Genomic DNA, 20253 nt, shown 5'->3' with positions numbered 1-20253 from the left:
TTTTTATGGCCGCTAAATAAGTACATCGCAGCTGGCAGATTGTTATAACAATCCTGCATTGCCTTATAACCTTATTATAATTAAGGATAAAGGCCGCGCCAGAGCCCTACAGCGCCAATTTAGCCTGCAACTGCGCCGCATATTCACGCCACGCCTTCAACACTTCTAACTGAGCGGCAGTGGCGCCAGACGACAACTCGTCTGCCGCTGCATTAAAACCCGCCAGGGTATTCGGTGCGCCCTGTTCGGGATCAGTTAAACGCTGCTGACAGAATAGTTGCCAACGCTGCAATTCTTCGCCATTAAGCGTGTCCGGGAAATTTCGGGCGCGGTAACGGAACAACAACTCAGGCAACCGCTGATCATCGAAGGGCCATTGTTGTTGGCCTAAATGAGCCGGATCGGCATTACGCACCTGTTCAGACAATCGCCGGTCACGGTCTCCAATAAAACCGTCATACAACTGCTGCTCCGGATCGCTGGTCGCCGTGAAATTCTCCTCGCTATATATAAGCGCTAACTTTTCCTGCCACTGCGTGCGGTTGTCACTGAGCAACGCAGTACGCGCCTCACAGACTGACATGTCTAATTGCACGCGCTGAATATCTTGCTCGCGCAACACACCCAGAGGCGCCAGAACCGGGCAACGATTAATGTGTATAAGCTTGAGCGGCACCGGCAATTGCTCTGCACTGAGTTGATCGCGGCGGGTATAAAGTCGCTCGCGCAGTGTTTCGGCCGTTTCATTAAGCAGCGGTGCCGGATCGTTGCGTAAATCACAAACAATTAACGCATTGCGATTACGCGGATGCCAGGCCAGCGGCAATACAACCGACAAGTAATGCTGTGCAGCGCCAAAACGCCCTGATACATGCACCACGGGTTTTAAAAGTTGCACCTGATCAAGCACTCGCTGTTTGCTGCGCAGCTTATACAGATAGTCATAAAGTTTGGGTTGGCTGTCGCGCAGCAACCGCGCGAGCGCAATTGTTGCCCGCACATCGGACAGTGCATCATGCGCCTGCCCATGATCGATGCCATTTTGCGCCGTTAGCCGCTCCAGCTTGAGGCTGACGCGGCCCTCCTCCTGCGGCCAGTTGATTCCCTCTGGGCGCAGGGCATAGGCGGTGCGCACCATATCGATCAAGTCCCAGCGGCTGTTGCCGCCTTGCCACTCGCGGGCATAGGGATCGAAGAAATTGCGGTAAAGACTGTAACGCGTGACCTCGTCATCGAAACGCAAGCTGTTGTAGCCCGCCCCGCACGTGCCGGGCAAAGACAGCTCGGCATGCGTTCGCGTCATGAACTCGGCCTCGCTCATGCCTTTCTCCGCCAGCACCGCCGGGGTTATACCGGTAACCAGGCAAGCTGCCGGATGCGGCAGAATATCGTCGCTTGGCTGGCAGTAGATATTCAGCGGCTCGCCGATTTCATTGAGGTTTTCATCGGTGCGCACCCCGGCGACCTGAAGCGGCCTGTCGCGGCGTGGGTCAATACCTGTGGTTTCGTAGTCGTACCAGAAAATGCTCGAAGTCACTTGATTGTCCTTTGGCGAGTGCGCGGCCAGTTTATCATCGCCAAGCCAACCGTTATCCAGCCGCCGAGGCTTGTGAGCAGGCTTGCAAGACGCCACACTGCGCGTCTGTGGTCATATTCACAAGGATGTCAGCCATGCACCCGTGCGTTTTATTGCAACTGCCAACAGGCCAGTCACGGCAACATCAACCCTGCAAATACGCTGACACAACCCTGTTGCGCGCACGTCGGCAGCTGGCTAGCATCGTGGTTTACCTCACACAAGCAACCCATGCCCGTTAATACCGCCCCGCGCGCGCCTGCCCCCGCTCTGGATACCCGCTACCACGTGGAAACTCCGGAAGGCATCGACCTGATCCTGCGACCGGCCGGGCTGATTCCTCGCGCCCTGGCATTCATCATCGATTTAGTGGTGCGTGGCGTACTGCTGACCGCGCTGTACTCGCTGCTTAGTTTGCTGGGCGACTTCGGCACCGGCCTTGCGACAATACTGCTGTTTCTGGTGACCTGGTGGTACATGGTGTTGTTCGAGGTATTGAACCAGGGCCGCTCACCGGGCAAGCAACTGATGAAGCTACGGGTCGTTCACGATGACGGGACGCCTGTAGGCTGGGCTGCTTCGCTCACGCGTAATCTTCTGCGTTTTGTCGACATGCTGCCATTCGCCTATACGCTGGGCATTATCAGTTGCCTGACTCACCCGGCCTTCAAACGTCTCGGCGATATCGCGGCCGGTACGCTGGTGGTGTATGCCGAAATCCCACTTGCTGCCCCCGAAATCCCCGAGGCCGAAATACTCATCCCGCCCTTCGCCTTGAACCTGGCCGAACAACGCGCGCTGCTTGGCTATGCCGAACGCTCAGCGCAACTCACTGCAGAACGGCGACTGGAGCTTGCCGCGATTCTCAGCGAGCCCCTCAAGGTCAGTTCAGAGGACGCCGAGAAGCAGATCCATGGCATTGCCCGTGGCTTAATGGGGCCGACATGAAACAGAGCCAGTTCGAAAACCAGCACCAGCAAGACTGGCAAGCATTCAGCAAGGAGCTCGGCCGCCTCGAACGCGGCAAAGCCGACCATAAGGCCAGCCAGCAGTTTGCCGCCAACTACCGACGGCTATGCCAGCAGCTCTCACTGGCCGAAGCCCGCGGCTACAGCAACTATCTGGTCGCTCACCTGCAACAACTGGTGATGCGTGGTCATCAACAGTTCTATCGCCATCGCAGCCCGATTGGTGCACAACTGATCGGATTCCTGCTCAGCGGCTTCCCGCGGCTGGTCCGCGCACAGTGGCGTTTTGTCGCCGCAGCCAGTGCAATCTTCTTCGGCAGCCTGCTGCTGATGGCACTGCTGGTTTATAACGTGCCCGAGTTGGTTTACAGCCTGATGGAGCCTGACCAAGTCGCCAGCATGGAGAAAATGTACGACCCCGAAGCGCATCGTCTTGGCCGTTTCGCCGAGCGTGATTCGGGGGATGACTGGATGATGTTCGGTTTTTACATCATGAATAACATCGGCATCGCCTTCCAGACTTTCGCCAGCGGACTGCTGCTGGGGCTTGGCAGCCTGTTTTACCTGCTGTTCAACGGTTTGATGATTGGCGCTGTTGCCGGGCATTTGCTGCAAATTGGCTACAGCGAGACATTCTTGTCCTTCGTCGTCGGCCATGGCGCCTTCGAACTGACGGCCATCGCGCTTGCAGGCGCCGCCGGTTTAAAGCTTGGCTGGGCGCTTCTGGCACCTGGCCGCTTGCCTCGCGCGGAAGCGCTGAAAATTGCCGGCAAAGACAGCGTGCGGCTGATTGGCGGCGTAATCGTATTCCTGCTGCTGGCGGCTTTTATCGAGGCCTATTGGTCGTCCATGACGTTCGCCAGCCCGCACATCAAGTATGCCGTGGGCGCGCTGTTGTGGCTGCTGGTTCTGGCTTATCTGCTTTTTGCCGGGCGAGGTTCGCATGCGCCTGAGTGATGTCAGCGTCAGCATCCGCCCGCGCAATGCATGGGAAGCGCTCGACCTCGGCACCCTGATGGCCCGCCAGCATAGCGCACTGCTGATGCTCAGCTGGGCGATTATCACCGTGCCGGTTTTTGCCGTGCTATGCCTGCTGTTCTGGGATTCGCCGGGTTGGGCGGTATTGATTTTCTGGTGGCTTAAACCGGTCTATGAGCGCCTGCCGCTGCATATCATTTCACGCAGCGTATTTGGCGAGACGCTGACATTGAAGGCGGCCCTGCGCGAGTATCCGCGCCTGATCATGCCGCAACTGCTGGCCAGCCTGACATGGCGCAGGCTAAGCATGCGCCGAAGTTTCTACATGCCGGTGCAGCAACTCGAAGGGCTTGCCGGACGCGCCCGCAACGACCGAATTGCGGTGCTGGGCCTGCGTGATGCCCGCCCCGCTACTTGGCTGACGCTGGTCGGCGTGCACATTGAAACCGCGCTGTATCTGGGCGGCATCAGCCTGTTCTATCTCATGTTGCCAGGCCAGATAGAAACCGACTGGAGCTGGCAGAACTTGCTCGAAGCCACCAGCCACGACTGGCTCTGGCTTGAGCACCTGTCGAACCTGATTTATGTGCTGGTATTGATCATCTGGGAACCGATTTATGTGGCCTGCGGATTCAGCCTGTACCTCAACCGTCGCACGGTGATCGAGGCGTGGGATCTCGAGTTGGTATTCCGCCAGATTCGCCAGCGTGTCAGCGGCGCGGCAACCGCATTGCTGCTCGGCTGTGCGCTGCTGCTAAGCCAGTTGCCCACTCAGGCAATGGCTGCTTCGGACACGGGTGCCACAGCGATGGCTGCCACACCAATGGGTGCCACAGCAATGGCTGCCACAACTGATACAGTCATCCCTCATCCCCAAGTTGATCCGTTGGGGCCTGATGCTGAACGGCTTGGCAAGCAGCCACTCAACAGCAAGCAAGCGCAGGAAAGCATTCACAACCTGTTGGATCAGCCGCCGTTCGAGAACCGCCAGACGGTTACCGGCTGGCGCTTGAGCTCGAACGACGAGTCGGATAAAGCCAAGAACGCCGACTGGCTGGAAACACTGATCAAAGGTTATAAAAATCTGGCCGAGTTCTGGGACTCACTGCGCGTACTCAACCAGATTTTCGAGATTCTGCTCTGGGCCGCGCTGGCGGGCCTGATCGTCACCCTGATTTGGCGTTACCGGGATTGGCTACGCACCTTCTCCGAACGCTTGAAAATCGCCCGTCCGCAACAACGCCGCCAGCCTGAAGAGCAGCTTTTTGGTCTTGCCGTTACCCCGCAAAGCTTGCCCGACAACATCAGCGCCGAAGCCCAGCGTCTCTGGGACACAGACCCGCGCGCGGCACTCAGCCTGCTCTATCGGGCAATGCTCAGCCGCTTGTTGCATGATCACGCGCTGGCGCTGAAAACTTCACACACCGAAAGCGAAGTACTGGCCTGTATCGAGACGCTTGAACAACCTGCGCTTAATCAGTTCAGCCAGCTGCTGACTCAGCATTGGCAGAACCTTGCTTATGGCCATCGCCTGCCGCCTGCCAGCCTCAAGCAGCAACTGTGCACAGGCTGGGATCAGGTCTTCGAGCGCGAGGGCCACGCATGAGCAGACGCAATGGACTGCTACTGATTGGTGCGCTGCTGATTGCACTCGGCTTTCTCGGCAGTTACTTGCTCGGGCGGGCCGAGCCGTATGAAGAAGTGATCAAGCATGGCCCCTCGCCTGAGGCCAGAAGCAACCGGTATTTGGCAGCCGAACATTTCCTGCGCAAACAAGGCATCGCTGTTGAGCGTGCCGACAGTTTGGCCCGCCTGAAAACCTTACCCAGCCGTGGACAAACCCTGCTGCTTTTAGGCTCCCGGTACAACATGACGCCCCAGCAAACCGATCGGCTGCTGGCATGGACCGCACAAGGCGGACATCTGGTCGTGGTGGCCGAGCGCCTGTGGGACAAGGAACAGGGCAAAAGTGGCGACCTGCTTCTCGACACACTGAGCATCGAGCAATACGAGAGCGCTGACCTGCCAGAAACAGAACCTGAACAGGCGGACTCACCGGCTGCGGCCCAACACCCCGCCGACACTGAGAAGAATCATTATCCAACGCTGACCCAGCTCTACCTGCAGAACGAAACAGCGCCGGCCTACATCGGCTTCGACACCGAGTTCCACCTCGCCGACCCCAAGAATCAGGCCTACGCCTGGGCCAATAGCGCCGACAGCACGCATTTGCTGCAACTGTATTATGGCGAAGGTCTGGTGACCGTGATGACCGACGCCTGGATCTGGCAGAACGACAAGATCGACCGATACGACAACGCCTGGCTGCTTTGGTATTTAACTCAGGACAGCCGCGTGACCATGCTCTATCGCGCCGAACACGACAGCCTGGCAACGCTACTTTGGCGCCATTACCGGCTGGCGATTGGCGCACTGTTGCTGCTGATTATTGCTGCAGTCTGGCATCTCGGCATGCGTCAGGGCCCGATCCGGCAACCGGCCAGCCATAGCCGCCGGCAACTGCTTGAACACCTGCGCGCAAGCGCCGAATTTATAGTCCGCCACAATGGCCAGAAAGCCTTGATGCGCGGCTTGCAGATCGACATTCAGCGCCGCGCCCGCCGTCGTCATCCGGGCTTCGACAAACTCGATGTGGCCCAGCAATGGCACATTATCGGACGCCTCAGCCGGATGCCCGCCAGTGCGATTAGTCGCGCCATGCGGCCTTTGCCAAACGAACGCCTCTCGGCCAGTGAATTCACCCGTCAGGTTGCCCACCTGCAAACTCTCAGGAATGCCCTATGAGCGAACAAACGCCGGATCAGCCAACACCCGAATCGCCAGCTGTGAGCACGGGCGAGCCCGCGCAAGCGACTGCTGCGAACAATGCAGCGCAGCAACGCCAGCGCGCCAGCCAGTTACTGCAAGCGCTGCGCGCCGAGCTGAAAAAAGCGCTGATCGGCCAGAACTTGGTGATCGATGATGTGCTCACCGCGCTGATTGCCGGTGGCCACATTCTCATTGAAGGCGTGCCCGGCCTTGGTAAAACCCTGCTGGTACGGGCGCTCGCCCGCTGCTTCGGTGGCGACTTTGCGCGTATCCAGTTCACCCCGGATCTGATGCCGAGTGATGTCACCGGCCACGCGGTTTATGACCTGCAGACCGAACAGTTCAAGCTGCGCAAAGGGCCGGTATTCACCAACTTGCTGTTGGCGGACGAAATCAACCGGGCACCGGCCAAAACTCAGGCCGCGCTGCTGGAGGTAATGCAGGAGCGCCAAGTCACCCTCGAAGGCCGTGCACTCGGTGTACCGCAGCCCTTCATGGTGCTGGCGACACAAAACCCGATTGAGCAGGAAGGCACCTACCCGCTGCCGGAAGCTGAGCTGGATCGTTTCATGCTCAAGTTACGCATGGACTATCCGGAGCAAAGCGAAGAGCTGAACATGGTTCGTCAGGTCAGCCGTTCCAGCAAAGCCGACATGCTCGAAGTCACCCAGCTGCGCAGTTTGTTGCAGGCCAAAGATGTCATGGCGCTGCAGAAAATCGCCAGCGACCTGCCTATCGACGAGCAAGTGCTTGAGTACGCCGTGCGCCTGGCGCGTGCAACGCGCAGTTGGCCGGGCCTGAGCATTGGTGCCGGCCCGCGTGCGTCGATAGCACTGGTGCGTTGCGCCCGCGCCCGCGCCTTGATGCGCAGCGGCGAGTTCGTGCTTCCGGAAGACATAAAAGGCTGTGCGCTGGCGGTCTTGCGCCATCGCGTGCGCTTATCACCGGAGCTGGATATCGAAGGACTGTCGGTTGATCAAGTGCTGCAGCAATTGATTGATCAGGTTCCGGCACCGCGCTTGTGAGAGATCACGCATGAAGCCTTCGCGCACACTGCTCTGGATGCTCACAGCGATGCTGGTGCTGGGCGTTATCGTCGGCAGCATTCAGGCGCTGGGCATCAATCTGCCTGCGCTTTGGCAATCCCTCGGCTGGGGCCTGCTGCTGGCGTTGCTGGTCGCGGCGGCCGTCGATGCACTGCGCTTGCAACGCATCGCCACGCCCGAGATAAGCCGCAGCCTGCCCGGCAATCTGGCGCTTGGCCGCTGGAATCCGGTGCAACTCCACATCAGCCACAGCAACGCGCGCACCCTGACACTCGAAATTATCGACCATGTGCCAGAGGCCATGACCGTCGAGGACTTGCCGCAAAGCCTTGAAATGCCCGCCGGTAAACAGGCCCAGCTGACTTACCGGGTACGCCCACGGCAACGCGGCCTCTTCGCCTTCGAGCGTTGCGAGATCGGCATGGCCAGCCCGCTGAAACTCTGGCGTGCCCGTCGTCTTGTCGCGCTGCCTGCGCAGACTCGGGTTTATCCGGACTTCGCCCGCCTCTACAGCGCGCAACTCATGGCCGTGGACGACTGGCTGAGCCAACTTGGCGTGCGCCAGAAGCCAAGACGTGGCCTGGGCATGGAATTTCATCAATTGCGCGAGTTTCGCGAAGGCGACAGCGTGCGCCAGATCGACTGGAAAGCCACAGCCCGTAAACGCACGCCAATTGCCCGCGAGTATATGGACGAGCGCGACCAGCAATTGGTGTTCATGCTCGATTGCGGGCGACGCATGCGCAGCCAGGACGGTGATCTGGCCCACTTTGATCATGCTCTCAATGCCAGCCTGCTCCTGAGCTACATTGCCCTGCGCCAGGGCGATGCCGTAGGCATTTCAGCGTTTGCCAGCGAAACGCCGCGCTATCTGGCTCCGGTCAAAGGTGCCGCTCAGCTCAACGTTATCCTCAACAGCGTGTATGACCTGCAAAGCAGCCAGCGCCCCGCTGATTATTCGGCGGCGGTACAAACCCTGCTCAAGCGTCAGCGTCGGCGCGCACTCGTGGTTCTGGTAAGTAATCTGCGCGAGGAAGATGAAGCCGAGCTGCTTGGCGCGGTCAAACAACTCAGCCGGCAGCACCGCGTGTTGGTTGCCAGCTTGCGCGAAGAAATACTCGATGAGGTGCGCCAAGTGCCGGTTGGCACTTACGATTCGGCTCTGGCCTACTGCGGCACCGTCGATTATCTGAATGCGCGCAATCGCCTGCATGAACGCCTGACGGCGCACGGCGTTACCGTGCTTGACGCGCGCCCGAGCGAGCTGGGCCCGGAGCTGGTAAATCGGTATCTGGGCTGGAAAAAATCTGGCGATCTGTAGCAGCCGCAAGCGCCAGACGTGCAACAAAAAACCGCCGGTAAAGGCGGTTTTTTTGGGCTGTAAGCCGCTGGGTATCAGCCGCGTGCAGCCTTAATCGCTTCGATGTAGGGCTCAGCGTTACGTTGATCCGCGATCAGCGCGATGAAGTCATTGCCTTGCGCATCCTTGGCATCAAGCGCATAACCGCGCTCGACGAAGAAGCCGACAAAACGCTCGAAATCATCGATCCGCAGGCCGCGATACGCCTTGATCAGTTTATGCAGGGACGCCGGTGTTTCATCTGCCGGTTCCACGTCGAGGAACAGCTTGATCGCGTCGTCGCTGATCTCTTCGCCAATCACCTGTTTCTTGTCTTTACGCATCACTCACTCCAGCTACACCGCTATAAACGAGGCCGGCAGTGTACCCCTGCCAGCGTCCTGCGCTCAACGCCGATTCAGGCGAATTGCGCGCGCATCCAGTCTCGGTACGCGGCAACTTCGGGCGTTCCCTCAACCGGCGCCCATGAGGCAATCTCGCCCTCGACAAGCGCACGGTAAGGCCCGGCCTTGCACTCAAACAGAATGCTGTCGGCCTCAAGCACGATCAGCGCATGAAACACGCCGGGCGGAATATCAACTCCGACGCAATCACCATTTGCCGCCAGAACTCGCGTACCTTGCAGGCTGCCATCTGTGTTGAACAGCAACAAACCCAGCCGGCCTTTGAGCACCAGCAAGGTTTCCGCTTTGTCTGCACTCAGATGCCGGTGCGGCGCAATGTATGTATCGGGCTGCAAACCAACCGCCAACCGATGACAAGGATCGCTCATCTCGTGGAAGTTGTGATGCTGGCGCTGTCGCGGGCTTTGTGCCGCGTTGGCCGCGAGCTGAGCAAACAGAGCCTGATCGATGTATGCCGGAGTGCTCATCTGTTTACATGCCTTTAATGGCATAGATGCCCGGTGCGTTACGCCAGTAGCCTTTGTAATCCATGCCGTAACCGAAGATGTAGCGGTCAACACACGGCAAGCCCACGAAGTCGGCTTTGAGTTCCGGGCGCGCCTTGCGGTCGTGGTCTTTATCGATCAGCACGGCAGTGTGCACAGCGCGCGCACCGGCGTGGTGACAAAAGTCGATGATCGCGCCCAGGGTGTGGCCTTCATCGAGAATGTCATCAATGATCAACACATCGCGGTCAATGAACGAAATTTCCGGCTTGGCTTTCCAGAACAGTTCGCCGCCGCTGGTTTGGTTGCGGTAACGCGTGGCGTGCAGGTAGGAAAGCTCCAACGGGAAATTGAGCTTGGGCACCAACTTGCCAGAGAAAATCAGGCCGCCATTCATGACGCAAAAAACCACTGGGTTGCTGTCGGCCAATTGGCTGTTAATGGCATCTGCAACCTGGCAGATGGACGCCTCAACCTCTGCCTCGGTGTAGATACAGTCGGCTTCAGCCATAACTTGACGGATGTGCGCGAGATCAGCGGGCATGGTATTTCCTCGTGGTTGACGCATTGTTGGTCAAAATAAAAGCCGGCAAAGGTACGCATGTGCCTGCCAAGGAGCAAGCCCTCATAGACGAACGAAGATCTATTTGCGGAAAATGTCAGCAATCTAAGCGACAATTGCCGCGAATCAACTGCATGACCCGCACACACTTCTATTATTAGAAAGTTTGTGCCTCGTCATACAACCACCCGACACGCTCGCCGATGCTTTAATCTAACGCACTTTTTGCCCGTTTTGCCGGAGAACCCGCCATGCCAGTCCATGAAATTCGTCACCCGCTTATTCGTCATAAACTCGGCCTCATGCGCCGCGCCGATATCAGCACCAAAAATTTTCGCGAACTGGCACAGGAAGTCGGCGCCCTGCTGACTTATGAAGCAACCAAAGACCTGCCGCTTGAAAACTACGAAATTCCGGGATGGTGTGGCCCGGTTCAGGTCGAAAAAATCTCCGGCAAGAAGATCACTGTAGTCCCTATTTTGCGTGCAGGCATCGGTATGCTCGAAGGTGTACTGAGCCTGATTCCAGGCGCCAAGGTGAGTGCTGTGGGCGTGGCGCGTAATGAAGAAACGCTGCAGGCGCACACCTATCTGGAAAAACTGGTACCGGAAATAGACGAGCGCATGGCCATGATCATCGACCCGATGCTGGCTACTGGCGGCTCCATGGTGGCGACCATCGACCTGCTCAAGAAAGCTGGCAGCACCAACATTCGCGCCATGGTGCTGGTTGCCGCACCTGAAGGCATCAAGGCGGTGCAGGATGCGCATCCGGACGTGACGATCTACACCGCCTCCGTCGATGAAAAACTCAACGAGCATGGCTACATCATTCCGGGCCTCGGCGATGCGGGTGACAAGATCTTCGGCACCAAGCAGAAGGACGCTTGAGCATGCTCGACGATCACACTCGCGACTCGACGTGGCGTCAGGCGCTTGCCGGTTCGCAAATGCTCTTCGTAGCATTTGGCGCACTGGTGCTGATGCCGCTGATTACCGGCATGGACCCCAACGTTGCACTGTTCACTGCCGGCATTGGTACGCTGATTTTCCATATTGTTACCAAGAACCAGGTGCCGGTATTTCTGGCCTCGTCCTTTGCCTTTATTGCACCGATTCTGGCCTCCAAGGCAGACTTCGGGCTACCCGCCACGCTCGGCGGCCTGGTAGCCGCCGGCATGGTCTACATGCTGCTGTCCGCGCTGGTTAAATTCAACGGCACCGGCTTCATCGACCGCCTGCTGCCACCCGTGGTCATCGGCCCGGTAATTATGTCTATCGGCCTGGGTCTGGCGCCGGTTGCGGCCAACATGGCGATGGGCAAAGCCGGTGATGGCAGCGCCCAGCTTATCCCGAACGATACGGCGTTGATTATCTCGATGTCGGCACTGGTCACCACCCTGATTGTCGCCGTTATCGGCTCGGGCATTCTGCGTCTGGTGCCGATTCTGATGGGCGTTGCGGTGGGTTTCAGCCTTTCCTGGTTTCTTGGCGTAATCGACTTCAGCAACGTTGTCGCCGCGCCGTGGTTTGCCATTCCGAAATTCGTCGCCCCTGAACTGAACTGGAGCGCAATATTGTTCATGCTGCCGGTGGCCATTGCCCCGGCCATCGAACACATTGGTGATGTGCTGGCGATCAGCACCGTAACGGGGAAAAACTACCTGAAAAAGCCCGGCCTGCATCGCACCTTGCTGGGTGATGGTTTGGCCACTTCGGCCGCAGGTATGCTCGGCGGCCCGCCCAACACCACCTACTCCGAGGTGACTGGCGCGGTGATGCTGACCAAGAACTTCAATCCTAAGGTCATGGTGTGGGCCGCTATTATTGCGATCGTGCTGGCCTTTGTTGGCAAGTTCGGCGTGCTGCTGCAGAGCATTCCGGTGCCGGTGATGGGCGGGATTCTGTGCCTGCTGTTCGGCTCGATTGCGGTAGTCGGCCTGAACACGCTGATTCGCCATCAGGTTGACCTGTCCGAGGCACGCAACCTGGTAATCGTCGCCGTAACGCTGGTGTTCGGCATTGGCGGCATGGTGATTGGCGCGGGCGATGTCAGCCTGAAAGGCATCTCGCTGTGCGGGATTGTTGCCATCCTGCTCAACCTGCTGCTGCCAGGCGGCAAGGGCTGGCGCAGCAAGAAACTCGACGAGCAAAGCGTCGAATAAGCGCTGGGCGGCTTAGCCCTGAAATAGGCTCACCTCTATTTCAAACGCAAAAGCCCGACTGCTGGATGCATGTCGGGCTTTTTAATATCTACAGCGTTTACCCACTGAATCGCTTGCTCAAGTTTGGCTATCGCCAACGCCCAACATTTGGACTTCGGTCACGGGCGGTTCAGGCTCATCTTCAACTGACTCACCGGTGATGGCGGCAATCAATGGCCATTGCTGATCAAGGCCAGCCCCAATCTGGGTGACATGATTGATCATGCGTTGACCGGCCTGCTTGGCGACTTCATCGCTGCTGCGCATCAGCTCGAACGACATGTCGGCGAGGGCTGCGGTCAGATGAGTCAGGGTGCGCGAATACAGGCTCATGAGCTGAGCAAGCTGTTTGTCTCTTACATCCATTTAAGCAATCTCCTACGCCCAACTTCCAGCACGTAGGCTACATCGAAAACGTGATAAACATCACGTAATTTTACATTTCTAGAGCGCGGCTAGTGGCCAGTCGCCAATCTCCCTAAGCGGCGAGCCACTTGCCTCCCGCGCCGGCTCCATAAAAACGGCGCTGGCAGATCTCAAAAGCCGCTTAGCTTTTAAGGCGATAACCGGTCTTGAATATCCAGCCGACAGTGGCGATGCACAACACCAGAAAGCCGAGAATCATGCCCACGCTGACCAGCACATTGACGTCTGAAACGCCGTAGAAGCTCCAGCGAAACGCACTGATCAGATACACCACCGGATTGAACAGGGTCACGGTTTGCCAGAACTCCGGCAACATACTGATCGAGTAGAAACTGCCGCCTAAAAAGGTCAGCGGGGTGACGATCAGGGCCGGCACAATTTGCAGCTTCTCCCAGCCATCCGCCCACACGCCGATGATGAAGCCGAACAGGCTGAAGGTAACGGCGGTGAGCACCAGAAATGCCCCCATCCAGAACGGGTGGAGTATCTCGAAGTCGACGAAGAACTGCGCCGTGAAGAGGATGATCAAGCCAAGGATGATCGACTTGGTCGCGGCCGCGCCGACATAGCCGATCAATATTTCCAGGTATGAGACAGGCGCCGACAGCACCTCATAAATAGTCCCCGAATACTTGGGCATGTAGATGCCGAAAGATGCATTGGAAATACTCTCGGTAAGCAAGGCCAGCATCATCAGGCCCGGCACGATGAATGCGCCATAACTGACACCGTGCACCTGCGTCATGCTTGCGCCAATGGCCGAACCGAACACCACAAAATACAGTGACGTCGAAATTACCGGCGTGGCAATGCTTTGCAGCAAGGTGCGCCAAGTGCGCGCCAGCTCGAACAAGTAAATCGAGCGAATTGCATAAAGGTTCATGAGCGGTTCCCCAAAAATCGAATGTCTGACTGGCAAGTGGCGACTGCGCTGTTCATCGGCCATGCACCAGGCTGACAAAGATCTCTTCCAGCGAACTCTGGCTGGACTGCAGGTCTTTAAAATCGATACCGCGTTGCGCCAGATCTTTCAGCAATTCGGCAATACCGGTGTGCTCACGCTGGGTATCGAAGGTGTAAACCAGCGCATGCCCATCATCGACAAGCTCAAGGGTGTAGTGATTGAGTTGCTCTGGAATGCTCGCCAGCGGTTGTTGCAATTGCAGGGTGAGCTGCTTCTTGCCCAACTTGTGCATCAGCGCTTGTTTGTCTTCGACCAGAATGATTTCACCGCGGCTGATCACCCCGATCCGGTCAGCCATTTCCTCGGCTTCCTCAATGTAATGAGTGGTCAGAATGATCGTCACGCCGCGCTCACGCAGCCCGCGCACCATGTTCCACATATCGCGGCGCAGCTCCACATCAACACCAGCGGTCGGCTCATCAAGGAAGAGGATTTGCGGTTGGTGCGACAGCGCCTTGGCAATCATCACGCGGCGCTTCATGCCGCCGGACAACTCGAAAATCCGCGCATCGCGCTTGTCCCACAGAGAAAGATCGCGCAGCAGTTGTTCGAGGTAAGCCGGATCCGGCGCTTTGCCGAACAAGCCGCGGGTGAACTTGACCGTGGCCAGCACACTTTCGAAGCCCTCGTTGAACAACTCCTGCGGCACCAGACCTATCTTGGAACGAGCCGCACGGTAATCACTGATGATGTCGTGCCCGTCAACCAGCACCTTGCCGCCACCCGGATTAACGATGCCGCAGATAATGCTGATCAGCGTGGTTTTACCCGCGCCATTGGGCCCCAGCAGCGCGAATATCTCGCCCTTGTGGATATCCAGATTGATGGTTTTCAGCGCCGGATGGCCGGACGCGTATGTCTTGCTCAGTTGCTGAATCGAAATTACCGGCTGCACAGCAACACCTTATCTGCGAGAGAAAATACGATTGTAGGGAAATTAACCGGTGCACGCACACCGCACATTTACCGCGCCGCCGTTTATTGAATAGACCAAAGTGCGACCCACGAGGCGCTCTAAATAGGCTAACCTGCCCGGCCTTCACTGCTGCAAACCATTAATGTAGTCGTTTATGACACCCTCGACCCAAAGCACACAACCCAGTCAATTTCCACGGCACATTGCCGTCACCATGCTGGCGCTGCTGGCCTGTACATTCGGCGCCAACCATGTGGCGGCACGGGTCGCGTTTGATCACGACACCGGCGTCATGCTCGCGGTGCTCTGCCGCAGCGGCGTAACCCTGCTGATTCTGGGCAGCCTGGTGCTGTATCAACGCCAACCCATCGCCCTGCCCCAAGGTGCCTGGCGCTGGCAAGCCCTGCTCGGCCTGTGCATCGCCATCCAGAGTTTATGTTTGTACAGCGCAGTGGCGCGCATTCCGGTCGCGCTGGCATTACTGGTGGGCAACACCTTTCCGATGGTACTGGCCCTTTTGACCTGGGCATTGGGTGGCCCGGCGCCTACCAGGCGCACCGCCGTGCTGATGGGCGTTATTCTGCTCGGCTTGCTACTGGCGCTGGATGTGCCTGCGCGCCTTCAGGGCAGCGGCGGCGAAGCAGAACTGCCGCGCTCGGTCTGGCTATTGGGAATAGCCTTGGCCATGTGCGCGGCGTGTGCCTTCGCCTGCGCCCTGTGGCTAACCGAACATAAACTTTCAAGTGTGCGCGGTTCGGTACGCAGCATGCTGACCATGGCCGTTGTGTTCAGCAGCAGCCTGATTGCCGGCTTCAGCGGGTTGATCGAGAACGGCCTGGCGTTGCCCAGCGCTGCCACCGGCTGGATAGCGCTGGCAGTTGTCGGCGTACTTTACAGCAGCGGGTTCTCGATTCTATTCATCAGCATGCCGCGCCTGGACATGCCGAAGAATGTCTCGGTCATGAACGTCGAGCCTGTGGCTACGCTGATACTCGGCTGGGTGATATTGGGCCAGGTATTGAGCCCGATCCAGATGGTCGGCGCGCTGATCGTGATAAGCGCAATTGTCCTGCTGACTTACCGTCAAAATCATTGAATACGGGTTAAATGCACAAGGAACGCAGACTGCAGAGTGCAGTCCGATAGTGTCTCAAGGCAATACACAGGCCCATTACGCTTGCCTTGCCGGATAAAATTGAACAGTCTGTTCACCAAGGAATTCGATTAAGAGGAGAACATCATGCAATTCAAACATCTCGTGGGCCTCGCTTGCCTGACCGTACTTACTGCTTGCAGCTCAGTCGACAGCACGGATGAAGCCGCCCCGGCATCTAGCCTCGGCGGGCGCTGCGATGCCTCTGCGGTGCAAAATATGCTCGGCAAAAGCGTCACCCCGGAACTGGTCAAGAAAATGCGCACAGCCAGCGGCGCCAAAACCTCTCGCGTACTCGGCCCAAGCGACCCGATGACCCTCGACTACAACCCTACCCGCCTGAACATCGACACCGACGAGGCCGACGTAATCGACCGTATTACCTGCGGTTAACTAAGCGCCACGGACAAGGCATACTGACGCCCTGATTCTTACTGCCAGTTGACCGTATGCGCATCCACGTAACTTTCATTGACCGCGTTGGCATCACTCAGGAAGTGCTGGCACTGCTGGGTGGGCGCAATCTGAATCTGGATGCGGTCGAAATGGTGCCGCCCAACGTCTATATCGACGCGCCCACGCTGAGCGCCGCTGTGCTGGATGAGTTGCGTGATGCGCTGTTCAATGTACAGGGCGTTCAAGCCGTCACCATTGTCGATATATTGCCAGGGCAACGTCGCCGCCTGCAGCTCGATGCGTTGCTTGCGGCGATGACAGACCCGGTTATGGCGGTCGATGGCGAAGGCCGGATTCTGTTGGCGAACCCAGCGCTGATTGCCTTGTGCGAACAGGAGCCCGAAGGCCAGTTACTCGCTGAGCTATTTACCGACCCCGGAATACTGGATGCGCTGCTGGAGCAGAATTTTCGCCTGCCTTTGCGCGAAGTAACACTCAATAGCCACGCACTGTTGCTCGATGCGATGCCGATCAGCGAGACCGCCGAGCCCAACCAGTTGCAGGTCGCTGGCGCGCTGCTGACGCTGTACGAGCCAAGCCGGATCGGCGCACGCTTGTCGGCGCTGCACCACGACCATGCCGAGGGCTTTGACTCGCTGCTCGGCGACTCGGTACCGATTCGCACACTTAAAACCCGTGCTCAGCGCATTGCCACACTGGATGCACCGCTGCTGATTCATGGCGAAACCGGAACCGGCAAAGAGCTGGTCGCCCGTGCATGTCATGCCAGCAGTGCCCGTCGCGACGAGCCATTTCTGGCTCTCAACTGCGCCGCCCTGCCGGAGAACCTTGCCGAAAGCGAGCTGTTTGGTTACGCGCCAGGCGCGTTTACCGGCGCCCAGCGTGGCGGCAAGCCGGGCCTGCTTGAGCTGGCGAATCACGGCACGGTTTTTCTCGATGAAATCGGCGAGATGTCGCCTTATTTGCAGGCCAAGTTGTTGCGCTTCCTCAGCGACGGCACCTTTCGCCGGGTTGGCGGTGAGCGTGAGGTCAAGGTTGATGTGCGCATTCTCAGCGCCACACACCGCGACCTGGAACAAATGGTCAGTGAGGGCGGCTTCCGTGAAGACCTTTACTACCGGCTTAATGTGCTCAATCTGGAAGTGCCGCCGCTGCGCGAACGCGATCAGGATATTCTGCTGCTGGCCCGCCATTTCATGCGCCAGGCTTGCGCGCAGATCCAGCGTCCGGTCTGCCGTCTGGCGACTGAAACCTATCCGGCGCTGTTGAGCAATCGTTGGCCGGGAAATGTGCGCCAACTGCAGAACGTGATTTTCCGTGCGGCGGCGATTTGCGAAAGCAATCTGGTGCAGATAGACGACCTGGATATCGCCGGAACAGCCATTGCCCAGCAGCACAGTGACAACGAGATCGGCAGCCTCGATGCAGCGGTGGCCAGCTTCGAAAAAGCCTTGCTCGAAAAGCTCTACCCCAGCCACCCATCAAGCCGCCAGTTGGCCGCACGGCTGAGCGCATCGCACAGCGCAATCGCCATTCGCCTGCGCAAATACGGTATCGGCAAGAGCAACTAAAAACGGGCCATTCGGCTAATGCCAGTCAGTTAAGCTGACTGGCATTTTTATTTCTGGTCGGATACTTGGACGGCTTGGGTTTGACCGCTCGCGGATAACTGCGATCCTCACGGCGATGAGGTAGGACGTAGTGCATGGCCGAGGCCTGTAGTTCGGCCAGGTAGCGAGGGATGTTGCCTGGATGATTCAAAGAGACCCCGTTCAAGAAGCCCAGAATCGCCCAGGTGCAAGCGGTAAAACTCATTTCGCAGGGGTAGATGCCAGGGCAGTGGCGACTCATTTCCAACATTTGATAACGCAGCAGGTTGTACCCCAGTAGTACGCCCCACAGTTCTTGTTCAATCATCTCCGGCGTTTTACTACGCAGTGTGTAGTGCCCCGCGAGCATGCCTTGCTTCATTTCTCGATAGCCCAGCTCGATTTCCCAACGCTGGCTGTACAGATCCACGATTTCGTCTGGAGGGAAGCGCAGAGGATCGATCATTGAGGTCAGTACCTGCCGCACTTTGCCCTTGATGGTCTTGCTTAATAACCGAGCCTGTAGCGTGTCTGGCAGGTCGGGCCATTGTTTACGCGCCTGCGGCGAGGTCTTTAGCGAGACGATGGCATCGTGGCGCCCTAACTTACGCAGCACCTCGTATTGAGCATCCTTGCGCAGCGGCAGTAACCAATGGCGCTGAGTGCCTGTCTGTTGCCAGCGATAAAGTAACCCCAGTGAATAGAAGCCACGGTCGAACAAGGTCAGCGAGTGATCGGGTGTACTGTCGATCAGTTGTTCGGCCAGTTTCATCTCGTTGCTGTGGTAGCCGGCAAAAGCACTATTCACCAGCATGTGGCTGGTCAGCTCCATCTGGCAGACCATGCGAACCTGGGGATAGCCGGTATCGCCATGCTGATTACTGGCGCTGCCATAGTGCTTGCGGTTGTCGTCCGTATCCGGCGTGCGCCAGACCACGCCATCGACACTGAGCAGGCGCAAACCGGCCCAAGTGGGGTGATTGGCGCTGGCATGCCAGCGTTGTTGAGTCAGGGAAAAGACTTCTCGCACCGCAGCGCTGCCCAAACGCTGGCGACCTTGCACGATTGCACTGGGTGCTACCAATGGCTTCTGCCCAGGCAGCATGATGCCCATACGGCTCGCGGCATCCCAGGCCGACATCCGGCGAAACAACGCCATGGCGATCACGCACCAGATCATGGCTTCAAGAGGGAGACGTCGCTTACGCAGGGTCGCCACTCCCGCCGTTTCCAGTGCGGTGCTAACTAGGTCTGGATCAAGCAGCGCCCCCAGCTCGTCAAGGGAGTGGGTGGCAGAAGCCGCTTCGTGAGTCAGTGCCAAGGCGCGGGAAAGTCGCATAAAAAATCCGATGCTCAAAACAAGCATCGGATTTTCGTTTCAGCACGCAGAAGGTCAAGCTGTAGCGCTTAACTGACTGGCATTAGCCATTCGGCCCGTTTTTAGTCAAACCAGTAATGCGCCGTCAGATGGCATACTTCTGCAAGTTGGCCATCATCTCTTTCAGTGCTTCGATGTTGTCAGCCGGATGCGCGGCGCCTTCAAAGTCGCAGATTTGCTGCCAGTGATCGGCTACATCTTCAGGGCTGAAACCTTCACGCGGATCAAAGCCTGCGCCCAGGCTGCGCTCCCAACGAACTTTGCCGATCCAGCCGCCACCCACTTCGAACAAACCCGAGGTATCGGTGCAGGCATTGCTGGCCAGATACACCACCAGCGGGCTGACCAGCTCTGGCTTGAGCTGTTCGAACACCTGCGGCGGGATCAAGCCTTCGGTCATGCGCGTGCCACCCGTTGGCGCGATCGCGTTGACCATGATGTTGTTCTTGCGCCCTTCAATGGCGAGCGTGCGGGTCAAGCCGTACAGACCGAGCTTGGCCATGCCGTAGTTGGACTGGCCGAAGTTGCCGTAAATGCCCGAAGTAGATGCAGTGAAGATTACCCGGCCATAGCCCTGCTCGCGCATATACGGCCAGGCGGCGCGGGTTACTTTATAAGCACCCTCGACATGGACCTTGTAGACAAGATCCCAGTCGGCGTCTTCCATCTTGTGAAAGGTCTTGTCGCGCAGGATACCGGCATTGTTGACCACCACATCAATGCGTCCAAACTCAGCAATGGCGTGGGCGACAATCTTGTCACCGTCGGTCACCGAGTCATGGTTGGCAATCGCAGTACCGCCCGCCGCGCGGATTTCCTCGACAACCTTGTCCGCCGCCGATGCATTGGCGCCTTCGCCATGCGTGCTGCCGCCCAAGTCGTTAACCACAACCTTGGCGCCATGTTTGGCGAACAACAATGCGTGTGCCCGACCCAGGCCGCCGCCGGCGCCTGTAACGATGACTACTTGATCCTGAAAACTAACCGCTGCGCTCATGA

Annotated in this window: 20 protein-coding genes; 11 read left to right on the top strand and 9 right to left on the bottom strand. The window is 58.0% G+C overall.

Annotated features, from left to right (window positions below; translation table 11 throughout):
- Window positions 1–106: 106 nt before the first annotated feature.
- The gene (gene sbcB, locus PMYSY11_RS04305; protein ID WP_150548403.1) at window positions 107–1537 is read right to left on the bottom strand and encodes an exodeoxyribonuclease I; all 1431 of its coding nucleotides are present in this window, start codon (window positions 1535–1537) and stop codon (window positions 107–109) included.
- Window positions 1538–1807: 270 nt separating this feature from the next.
- Here sbcB and PMYSY11_RS04300 point away from each other — a divergent pair, with 270 nt between their 5' ends.
- Genes PMYSY11_RS04300 through PMYSY11_RS04275 form a run of 6 tightly spaced genes read left to right on the top strand, consistent with a single transcriptional unit; the run spans window position 1808 to window position 8718 of the window.
- Window positions 1808–2524 carry an RDD family protein gene (locus tag PMYSY11_RS04300; RefSeq protein ID WP_069902129.1) on the top strand — a complete coding sequence of 239 codons (717 nt, stop codon included), beginning with the start codon at window positions 1808–1810 and terminating at the stop codon, window positions 2522–2524.
- A complete protein-coding gene (locus PMYSY11_RS04295; protein WP_069902128.1) occupies window positions 2521–3501 on the top strand; it encodes a stage II sporulation protein M in 981 nt (326 codons plus the stop codon). Before PMYSY11_RS04300 ends, PMYSY11_RS04295 begins: the two co-directional genes overlap by 4 nt.
- A complete protein-coding gene (locus PMYSY11_RS04290; RefSeq protein ID WP_150548402.1) occupies window positions 3488–5128 on the top strand; it encodes a DUF4129 domain-containing protein in 1641 nt (546 codons plus the stop codon). Before PMYSY11_RS04295 ends, PMYSY11_RS04290 begins: the two co-directional genes overlap by 14 nt.
- On the top strand, window positions 5125–6327 hold the full coding sequence (locus PMYSY11_RS04285; RefSeq protein ID WP_150548401.1) for a DUF4350 domain-containing protein: 1203 nt from the start codon (window positions 5125–5127) through the stop codon (window positions 6325–6327). Before PMYSY11_RS04290 ends, PMYSY11_RS04285 begins: the two co-directional genes overlap by 4 nt.
- Window positions 6324–7376: an AAA family ATPase gene (locus PMYSY11_RS04280; RefSeq protein WP_150548400.1), complete on the top strand. Its 1053-nt coding sequence runs from the start codon at window positions 6324–6326 to the stop codon at window positions 7374–7376. The genes PMYSY11_RS04285 and PMYSY11_RS04280 overlap by 4 nt, the downstream gene beginning before the upstream one ends.
- A 10-nt stretch (window positions 7377–7386) precedes the next feature.
- The gene (locus tag PMYSY11_RS04275; RefSeq protein WP_150548399.1) at window positions 7387–8718 is read left to right on the top strand and encodes a DUF58 domain-containing protein; all 1332 of its coding nucleotides are present in this window, start codon (window positions 7387–7389) and stop codon (window positions 8716–8718) included.
- Window positions 8719–8792: 74 nt separating this feature from the next.
- Here the strand turns inward: PMYSY11_RS04275 and PMYSY11_RS04270 are convergent, their stop codons facing one another.
- The 3 genes from PMYSY11_RS04270 to PMYSY11_RS04260 all read right to left on the bottom strand — a co-directional run bounded on the left by PMYSY11_RS04270 (window position 8793) and on the right by PMYSY11_RS04260 (window position 10190).
- The gene (locus tag PMYSY11_RS04270; protein WP_090515121.1) at window positions 8793–9080 is read right to left on the bottom strand and encodes a PA4642 family protein; all 288 of its coding nucleotides are present in this window, start codon (window positions 9078–9080) and stop codon (window positions 8793–8795) included.
- Between the two features lie 74 nt (window positions 9081–9154).
- The gene (locus tag PMYSY11_RS04265; RefSeq protein WP_150548398.1) at window positions 9155–9628 is read right to left on the bottom strand and encodes a WbuC family cupin fold metalloprotein; all 474 of its coding nucleotides are present in this window, start codon (window positions 9626–9628) and stop codon (window positions 9155–9157) included.
- A 4-nt stretch (window positions 9629–9632) separates the two neighbouring features.
- Window positions 9633–10190 carry a hypoxanthine-guanine phosphoribosyltransferase gene (locus PMYSY11_RS04260; RefSeq protein ID WP_069902121.1) on the bottom strand — a complete coding sequence of 186 codons (558 nt, stop codon included), beginning with the start codon at window positions 10188–10190 and terminating at the stop codon, window positions 9633–9635.
- A gap of 269 nt (window positions 10191–10459) precedes the next feature.
- On the opposite strand from PMYSY11_RS04260, the gene upp reads away from it, so the two are divergent.
- Together upp and PMYSY11_RS04250 are read left to right on the top strand one after the other, a co-directional pair.
- Window positions 10460–11098 (top strand): uracil phosphoribosyltransferase, encoded by a 639-nt coding sequence (gene upp / locus PMYSY11_RS04255; RefSeq protein ID WP_069902120.1) that lies wholly within the window; start codon window positions 10460–10462, stop codon window positions 11096–11098.
- A gap of 2 nt (window positions 11099–11100) precedes the next feature.
- Window positions 11101–12372, top strand: a complete 1272-nt coding sequence (locus PMYSY11_RS04250; protein WP_069902119.1) for a uracil-xanthine permease family protein — start codon at window positions 11101–11103, stop codon at window positions 12370–12372.
- A gap of 117 nt (window positions 12373–12489) precedes the next feature.
- On the opposite strand, the gene PMYSY11_RS04245 is transcribed toward PMYSY11_RS04250, so the two are convergent.
- The 3 genes from PMYSY11_RS04245 to PMYSY11_RS04235 form a co-directional block, all read right to left on the bottom strand.
- Complete coding sequence (locus PMYSY11_RS04245; protein WP_150548397.1) at window positions 12490–12777, bottom strand: hypothetical protein; 288 nt, start codon at window positions 12775–12777, stop codon at window positions 12490–12492.
- 181 nt (window positions 12778–12958) lie between these two features.
- A complete protein-coding gene (locus PMYSY11_RS04240; RefSeq protein ID WP_069902158.1) occupies window positions 12959–13720 on the bottom strand; it encodes an ABC transporter permease in 762 nt (253 codons plus the stop codon).
- Between the two features lie 52 nt (window positions 13721–13772).
- Window positions 13773–14696, bottom strand: a complete 924-nt coding sequence (locus tag PMYSY11_RS04235) for an ABC transporter ATP-binding protein (RefSeq protein ID WP_069902117.1) — start codon at window positions 14694–14696, stop codon at window positions 13773–13775.
- Between the two features lie 175 nt (window positions 14697–14871).
- On the opposite strand from PMYSY11_RS04235, the gene PMYSY11_RS04230 reads away from it, so the two are divergent.
- From PMYSY11_RS04230 to PMYSY11_RS04220, 3 genes are all read left to right on the top strand, one after another.
- Window positions 14872–15813 (top strand): EamA family transporter, encoded by a 942-nt coding sequence (locus PMYSY11_RS04230; protein ID WP_150548396.1) that lies wholly within the window; start codon window positions 14872–14874, stop codon window positions 15811–15813.
- A gap of 144 nt (window positions 15814–15957) precedes the next feature.
- Window positions 15958–16263: an I78 family peptidase inhibitor gene (locus PMYSY11_RS04225; RefSeq protein ID WP_069902115.1), complete on the top strand. Its 306-nt coding sequence runs from the start codon at window positions 15958–15960 to the stop codon at window positions 16261–16263.
- A gap of 56 nt (window positions 16264–16319) precedes the next feature.
- Window positions 16320–17858 carry a sigma-54-dependent transcriptional regulator gene (locus PMYSY11_RS04220; protein ID WP_090515144.1) on the top strand — a complete coding sequence of 513 codons (1539 nt, stop codon included), beginning with the start codon at window positions 16320–16322 and terminating at the stop codon, window positions 17856–17858.
- A 25-nt stretch (window positions 17859–17883) separates the two neighbouring features.
- Here the strand turns inward: PMYSY11_RS04220 and PMYSY11_RS04215 are convergent, their stop codons facing one another.
- Together PMYSY11_RS04215 and PMYSY11_RS04210 are read right to left on the bottom strand one after the other, a co-directional pair.
- Window positions 17884–19215 (bottom strand): IS4 family transposase, encoded by a 1332-nt coding sequence (locus PMYSY11_RS04215; RefSeq protein WP_150547251.1) that lies wholly within the window; start codon window positions 19213–19215, stop codon window positions 17884–17886.
- A 124-nt stretch (window positions 19216–19339) separates the two neighbouring features.
- Window positions 19340–20251, bottom strand: coding sequence for an SDR family oxidoreductase (locus tag PMYSY11_RS04210; protein WP_069902103.1), 912 nt, complete (start codon window positions 20249–20251; stop codon window positions 19340–19342).
- Window positions 20252–20253: the final 2 nt, after the last annotated feature.

Source organism: Pseudomonas marincola, assembly GCF_900682675.2.
Classification (GTDB): Bacteria; Pseudomonadota; Gammaproteobacteria; order Pseudomonadales; family Pseudomonadaceae; genus Aquipseudomonas; species Aquipseudomonas marincola.
The sequence above is the reverse complement of the archived record's forward strand: the minus strand, read 5'-3'. Positions and strand labels throughout refer to the sequence as shown.

Bases quoted from the DNA above. Each gene is read 5' to 3' on its own strand.
- PMYSY11_RS04245 (WP_150548397.1), bottom strand. From the start codon at position 12,777: ATGGATGTAAGAGACAAACAGCTTGCTCAGCTCATGAGCCTGTATTCG.
- PMYSY11_RS04210 (WP_069902103.1), bottom strand. From the start codon at position 20,251: ATGAGCGCAGCGGTTAGTTTTCAGGATCAAGTAGTCATCGTTACAGGC.
- PMYSY11_RS04225 (WP_069902115.1), top strand. From the start codon at position 15,958: ATGCAATTCAAACATCTCGTGGGCCTCGCTTGCCTGACCGTACTTACT.
- PMYSY11_RS04260 (WP_069902121.1), bottom strand. From the start codon at position 10,190: ATGCCCGCTGATCTCGCGCACATCCGTCAAGTTATGGCTGAAGCCGAC.
- PMYSY11_RS04215 (WP_150547251.1), bottom strand. From the start codon at position 19,215: ATGCGACTTTCCCGCGCCTTGGCACTGACTCACGAAGCGGCTTCTGCC.
- PMYSY11_RS04265 (WP_150548398.1), bottom strand. From the start codon at position 9,628: ATGAGCACTCCGGCATACATCGATCAGGCTCTGTTTGCTCAGCTCGCG.
- PMYSY11_RS04240 (WP_069902158.1), bottom strand. From the start codon at position 13,720: ATGAACCTTTATGCAATTCGCTCGATTTACTTGTTCGAGCTGGCGCGC.
- PMYSY11_RS04250 (WP_069902119.1), top strand. From the start codon at position 11,101: ATGCTCGACGATCACACTCGCGACTCGACGTGGCGTCAGGCGCTTGCC.
- PMYSY11_RS04280 (WP_150548400.1), top strand. From the start codon at position 6,324: ATGAGCGAACAAACGCCGGATCAGCCAACACCCGAATCGCCAGCTGTG.
- upp (WP_069902120.1), top strand. From the start codon at position 10,460: ATGCCAGTCCATGAAATTCGTCACCCGCTTATTCGTCATAAACTCGGC.
- PMYSY11_RS04270 (WP_090515121.1), bottom strand. From the start codon at position 9,080: ATGCGTAAAGACAAGAAACAGGTGATTGGCGAAGAGATCAGCGACGAC.
- PMYSY11_RS04220 (WP_090515144.1), top strand. From the start codon at position 16,320: ATGCGCATCCACGTAACTTTCATTGACCGCGTTGGCATCACTCAGGAA.
- PMYSY11_RS04285 (WP_150548401.1), top strand. From the start codon at position 5,125: ATGAGCAGACGCAATGGACTGCTACTGATTGGTGCGCTGCTGATTGCA.
- PMYSY11_RS04230 (WP_150548396.1), top strand. From the start codon at position 14,872: ATGACACCCTCGACCCAAAGCACACAACCCAGTCAATTTCCACGGCAC.
- PMYSY11_RS04275 (WP_150548399.1), top strand. From the start codon at position 7,387: ATGAAGCCTTCGCGCACACTGCTCTGGATGCTCACAGCGATGCTGGTG.
- PMYSY11_RS04290 (WP_150548402.1), top strand. From the start codon at position 3,488: ATGCGCCTGAGTGATGTCAGCGTCAGCATCCGCCCGCGCAATGCATGG.
- PMYSY11_RS04300 (WP_069902129.1), top strand. From the start codon at position 1,808: ATGCCCGTTAATACCGCCCCGCGCGCGCCTGCCCCCGCTCTGGATACC.
- PMYSY11_RS04295 (WP_069902128.1), top strand. From the start codon at position 2,521: ATGAAACAGAGCCAGTTCGAAAACCAGCACCAGCAAGACTGGCAAGCA.